Source organism: Caballeronia humi, from assembly GCF_001544475.1.
Classification (GTDB): domain Bacteria; phylum Pseudomonadota; class Gammaproteobacteria; order Burkholderiales; family Burkholderiaceae; genus Caballeronia; species Caballeronia humi.
The window spans coordinates 1-5,659 of sequence record NZ_FCNW02000120.1; the positions used below are offsets into that span (position 1 = coordinate 1).

7 protein-coding genes and 1 pseudogene are annotated in these 5,659 nt (G+C 58.6%); all 8 read left to right on the top strand.

Annotated elements, in window-relative coordinates:
- Window positions 1–1,236, top strand: a 1,236-nt coding sequence (locus AWB65_RS34025) for a tyrosine-type recombinase/integrase (protein ID WP_235008074.1), incomplete at its 5' end; no start/stop codon positions are given.
- Window positions 1,237–1,528: 292 nt separating this feature from the next.
- The gene (locus AWB65_RS34030) at window positions 1,529–1,840 is read left to right on the top strand and encodes a type II toxin-antitoxin system RelE/ParE family toxin (protein ID WP_087671166.1); all 312 of its coding nucleotides are present in this window, start codon (window positions 1,529–1,531) and stop codon (window positions 1,838–1,840) included.
- Window positions 1,841–1,845: 5 nt separating this feature from the next.
- A complete protein-coding gene (locus AWB65_RS34035) occupies window positions 1,846–2,139 on the top strand; it encodes an addiction module antidote protein (protein WP_087671171.1) in 294 nt (97 codons plus the stop codon).
- Between the two features lie 620 nt (window positions 2,140–2,759).
- On the top strand, window positions 2,760–3,443 hold the full coding sequence (locus AWB65_RS34040) for a hypothetical protein (protein ID WP_200821868.1): 684 nt from the start codon (window positions 2,760–2,762) through the stop codon (window positions 3,441–3,443).
- A gap of 198 nt (window positions 3,444–3,641) precedes the next feature.
- Window positions 3,642–3,899, top strand: coding sequence for an MBL fold metallo-hydrolase (locus AWB65_RS34045; protein ID WP_087671167.1), 258 nt, complete (start codon window positions 3,642–3,644; stop codon window positions 3,897–3,899).
- A gap of 133 nt (window positions 3,900–4,032) precedes the next feature.
- Window positions 4,033–4,227, top strand: coding sequence for a hypothetical protein (locus AWB65_RS34050; RefSeq protein ID WP_087671168.1), 195 nt, complete (start codon window positions 4,033–4,035; stop codon window positions 4,225–4,227).
- An 88-nt stretch (window positions 4,228–4,315) separates the two neighbouring features.
- Window positions 4,316–4,727: pseudogene (locus AWB65_RS34055) on the top strand (transposase); the annotation flags it as partial.
- Between the two features lie 641 nt (window positions 4,728–5,368).
- A partial coding sequence (locus AWB65_RS34060) for a hypothetical protein (protein ID WP_087671169.1) occupies window positions 5,369–5,659 on the top strand: 291 nt, incomplete at its 3' end.

Here is a 5,659-nt window from a genome sequence, read left to right on the forward strand (position 1 = left end):
CAGGCGCAGCACGACCTCGATGCGGTGCGCGCGTACCTGAACCGCTACCGCGATCAGCCGAAAACGCTGCGCGCGTACACCAAGGAGCTCGAGCGCTTTCTGTTGTGGGCGGTGGTGCTGCGCGGCAAGGCCTTAAGTGACCTGCGGGTCGACGATTGCGAGGCCTATAAGGATTTCCTGAAAAGCCCCGATCCGCGTTTCGTGGGCGAACGCTTCGCGCGTCACTCGCCGCGCTGGCGACCCTTTGCCTCAACGGCGGACGGGTCGGCCGCGCTTTCAGCCGATTCTCAACGCTACGCGGTGCGGGCGTTGCGCGCCGCGTTCGCGTGGTGGGTCGACGTGCGGTATCTGGCCGGCAACCCATGGACCGCCGTCAATGATCCGTCGGTGATTCAGCGCGCGAGTGCGATGAAAATTGAGCGCGCCTTGCCTGCCGATCTGTGGCGCAAGCTGCGCGACGAGCTCGATGCGCGCTCAGCAGCAGAGAGCGGGGCGACGGCCGGTGCCCAGTGGCGCATGGACACGAACATGCGTCAAAACGGCGCGCAGTGGCGCGAGTCCCGGAACGGCGTGCAGTGGCGCGCCGTGCGCGCGGCGATCCTGTTGATGGGCGATTCGGGTCTGCGGCGCGAAGAAGCCGCAAGCGCCCGGCGCGAGCATCTGCGCCCTTCGTCCTTTGGAACCCCCGAGCGACCGGTTTGGGAGCTGACCATCGTTGGCAAGGGCCAGCGCGAACGCACGGTGCCGGTGAGCGCCGCGACGCTGGCCGCTCTGCGCGCGCATTGGCGCGATCGGGCCCAAGATTTCGATGGCGCGACCGAAGAAGACCAACAGAGCGGGCCGCTGCTGAGCCCAGTGGTCATTCCGTGGACCGACGCGTCACGCCGGCGACATCGGGCCGTGCAGGGCGCGGAGGGCGGTAACGGGCAACCAGCGAAAGAGGCGGGCTATACCGCAGATGGACTGAACCGGCTGATTAGTCGAATGGTCACCGAGTTGGTTCAGACGATGGATGGGTTGCGCCTGGACGAACGCGTGAGGCTCGGGCAGGCGAATGCCCATGCGTTCCGCCACACTTTCGGCACCCAGTCGGTCGCCGACGAGGTGCCGGTGGATGTCGTGCAGAAGGTGCTGGGCCACGCGTCGCTGCAGACCACGACGATCTATGTTCAGGCCGAAAAGCAGCGCGTGGTCGAGGAACTGGCCGGTTACTATGCGCGACTCGGTACGCGTTGAATCGCGAGAGGTCTCTGACTATCGAAATAGCGCTCACCCCGGACAAACGGAGCTTGGCCTCCTTTTGTCCGGGTGCGCCCAGCTACTATCGACTTTGGTTTTCGATTGTCAAATCGCAATAACGAGCGACAGCTGCCTGTGCTCTTATGTGAAGAAGCAGGGAGTCAGCGCCGAGTGCAACAGGTGACAAACTGACACGGCGTTAGTTTGTGCCTTTCCCGAGTGCGGTTCCTGCACAACGGACAGAGATTCTGCTTGTGGATCTGTATCTACTCGGATACAGTCCAAACTCATGAACAAGAACACGATCACCCGCACTAACGAGTTTTCTGACTGGTTGTCAAGGCTGAAAGATTTGCAAGCTCGAGCGGCAGTCATTGTTCGCATCAAACGTGCAGAGCAAGGCAATTTCGGCGATCACAAGGATCTCGGGGATGGTGTTTCAGAAATGCGCGTCGATGTCGGTCCGGGGTATCGCGTCTATTACGCACGGGAGGGCCGGGTTGTCTATCTGCTGCTTTCGGGCGGCGATAAGTCAAGCCAGACCTCTGACATCCGTCGCGCGAAAGAACTCTGGGCAAGTTTCAAGAAGGAGCAGTCATGATCGCCATGGATACAGTGCATACCGCACCTTTTGATGCATCCGAATACCTCGACAGCGAAGAAATGATCGCTGCTTATCTCAACGCAGCCCTCGAGGCCGGCGATCAGGACGTACTTCTTGCCGCGCTCGCAGATATCGCCAAAGCGCGCGGAATGGCCAAGGTTGCAGAAGATGCCGGACTGGGTCGGGAGAGCCTCTATAAGGCGCTTGCGCAAGGATCCAAACCACGCTTTGAAACGATTAACAAGGTAATGCATGCGCTCGGCGTCAAGCTTACCGCTGTGCCAGAGCACGTCTGAGTAACACGCCCTTCTCGTACGGGCCTCTCTCCTGCACGTGTAACGACGAAAGTGCGACGATCGCACTTTCGTCGGTCGAGGCCAAAACGTTCAGCCGTTGAACCTTTTCCTTGTTAAAGGCGGACCAGGCTGAAGCGCGTGCGGCCTGGATTCGGCGAGATCCGTGAAGCCCCGGAGCCCGCAATGCCCCCTTTTTAGGATTAGCTCGACAATGGGTCGGTTCACGGGAATCTCGGCATCCGGATCAAAACGGAGTCGGCGACAACAGTCATGAGGCTTCCTAGCCTTCCGCTGACAAATGATCAACGTTGATCAGTGACCGATGAACGCTGACGCTTACGGAACCGGGGCGCAGGAAAAAACAGAGGCACCTGAAAGTGCCTCTAATTGCAGGCCGATTAACTTGTTATCGCCCTTGCCGTCTTGGCTCCTTCAGCTCCGAAGTGGATGGAGACTCAAGAATCCCTCCGGGAACCGCTTGGTTCATTGCTCCGACTGTCAACAGCCCCATGCGTGTCACGGACGATTTGTTTCTTATAGTATAAATATAATCAAATTTATTGACGCCGAGTTGCTCGCACAGTAGGCTTATAAAACCAAAATAAAAAATCGGGGCCTTTATGAACAAATTCGTTGCCAGCCTGAATTTTTTGGCAAGTGATAACTTGCGGGATCGCTTGCAAAAAATTGGCGCAGTAGCACTGGAGCAGGAAGGCTGGAAAATCAGTCGCGTGCCACGCGGGCAGAAGGGCTCCGGAAAGGGCAGCGTCCGGCGTATTACGCGAGGCGAAGAGGTGAAGCTCGTCAGCATCCGTACCACCAAGGATCGTCACATCGCATTTCCTCGGGCAGATGACGGGTGGGCCACGCTCGGTGAGGTTGACTACGTATGTGCAGTGTCGGTCGACAAACACGGCGCTCCGCAGGAGGGGTGGGCACACATCATTGATGCAAAAGAAATGCTGGCTCGTTTCGATCGCGCCTACGAGGCGAGGATTAAGGCTGGCAACTCGATCCCCCTAGGTCAGGCCATGTGGGTTTCCTTGTATCACAAAGAGGGCACGAATCCCGTCTACCTAGTAGGAGCCGGCGTTGGTCGCCCCGAAAATTTCCCGCCGAAGCTGAAAGCCAAACTTTGGAACGCAGGTGAAATGCCCGAAGTTGAGCAAGAGCAGAAGTCCGTTGCCGAGGACGTGCAGGAGCTGCTTGACGAAACACCACTGACTATCGCTGAAGCTAAACGACGCCTTGCTATGACCTTCGGTGTAGAAGAGTCCTGCATAAAAATTTCCATCGAAGCGTAGAAGGCATATGAAATGAAAGTTTGTCATGCATATGCCGATGTCACCGACGCATGCTTTTCGAACCTCCCGGCTCTGCATTGAGGTTCGCAATCTTTTAAAGCATAAACGCGAAGTTGCTGGGCTAGCTGATCACGCTGCCTCCTCGACGCAGCGAAGACCATCACGCCTCGTGCTTTTGTGCCTAATCAATGGAGTTAAATGAACAAGCTCGTGGCGTTGCCCGTTTCTGGCGACTCATATCTGCTTCAGCGGTGCGGTCAAAATGTTTTGGTAGATGGAGGCTACAGCAGCAGGGCGCTTGTAGCGGCCCTTTCCTCGCCAAGGACTGAACTCAATCACCTGCATATCGTCGTGTGCACGCATGCCGATAAAGACCATGCTGGCGGCTTCACAGACCTCTTAGACAACTCATCTATCACCGTTGGCGAGTTCTGGTTACCAACGAACGACATGTGAGGGCGCTGCTATCAGCGTCGCCGCGGCGTCATCAGCGTCATGAGTGCCGCGCTCGGGGTGACTTTAGGAGTAGCCGGTATGGGGTCCGACGCGAGGGGATGAGCGAGCGATCAGCGCCGCGCTTTTCGGCGCGATGCTTGATCCGGCAGCTCCCGAGCCGCTCGACAAAGGCCATTTCTTGATGCTGCGCAAGAATGAAAAGTCTGCCGCGCTGGCGACGCGGCTCGATCCAGAGACCGAAACGCTAACCATTCGCCATCGCGGGAAGCTTGGGCTTGAGGCGGTGATGACGAGCGCTGCGGGTCGTGTCGCGATGGAGGATTCCTAGCGGCCTATCTGGACGAGGAGACTGAGGGCCGCCCCGCCTGGTCTCGGCCGCAGGCCATAAATTCATGTGCGGACACGCGGAGTCATATCAACAGGATAACTGCCAGGTGGCCGTGAGCCTGTCGGTGGCTTATCAGCTTTATCTGCCACAGGAAATGGGCCGATGATCCGCTACGGCCGGCGCAGGCTAGCGTGCCCGATGAGATCGGGTTTGCGACCAAGCCGCAGATCGCACTCATGCAGTTGCGCGAGGCCCGGCAAAGCGGTGCACCGGACGGTGTCGTACTGGCCGATGCGGGATACGGAAACGACACGGCGTTTCGCGATGCCCTCAGCGAACTCGGCTTGCACTATGCGGTGGGTTTCCAATCGAGCACCCGTGTATGGGCGCCGGGCACCGCGACGCTGCCCGCCGCGCCAACCGGCGGTGAGCCTGGCCGACCGAGAAGTCTGCAGCGCCGACCGGGGCATGAACCGGCATCGGTCAAGGAGTTGGCCGTCGGGCTGCGTATCCGGTTCGCCCTCACGCACGAACCGCGGTGCACCTCCGAGCCCGATGCAACCGGAATGAATTGCCATCCACCTCAGCGCCGCCTTGCTCGCATTGCGTTCCAGTGTGCCCGTATGTTCAATGAGCGCTTTCGAACCAACTGATGCGTGAAAAGAGTCCGTGCAAAGGTTAGTGTTGTCTGTCGAACGCACCTAATTTTGGGCTTTACGTAGAGTCACGTCAAACGTAGGAACAAAGTGAAGATAAACGGAATCTACAAAAAGGCATCGACATACGATGCTACGGGGACCGAGATGAAGAACACACAAAAAGAAAAAGCATTGCTGTATCCGCCATCCGCGGCTGGGGGCGCACAGGCGACACCATCGCATATGATAGTGCGTCAAGTCCCAATGCGCAGCACCGCCTAAGCGCCGCCTATCCTCAAGCCGATATACATCTTAAAGCAGCATTGCTGAACGCGCATTCAGCCTAAGACAAACAACTGCATTTACTTGGCCCGGAGCAGGATGCTCCGGTGAAAGCACCCGCGCGTCCTAAGTCCTCCGATAACCGCTTTTTTCGTTGCACCTGCTACATGTCGGCGTCCATGTAGCTGGATAACCGCGCGCCATCAAACTGGAGACACACCATGAAACGCAATCTGATCGTAGCCGCAGTCCTCTCCCTCGCCTCCGTTGCGGCGTTCGCAACGGGCACGAACTCCAACTCGAGCTCAACCTCGGGTGGCTCGACCTCGGCTGCTGTCCTCGGGTACGGCCACTTCAGCGCAACCGATGCTGGCGCGGCAAACGGCAACGCTTCGGCAACGGCCGGCAAAGGCTACAACGTCACGGGCAACACGGCCAACGCAACGACGAGCCACATCAACACGACGACGGCCGGCGGCAAGGGCTTCGGCGGTGCAACGGCTGGCGGCACC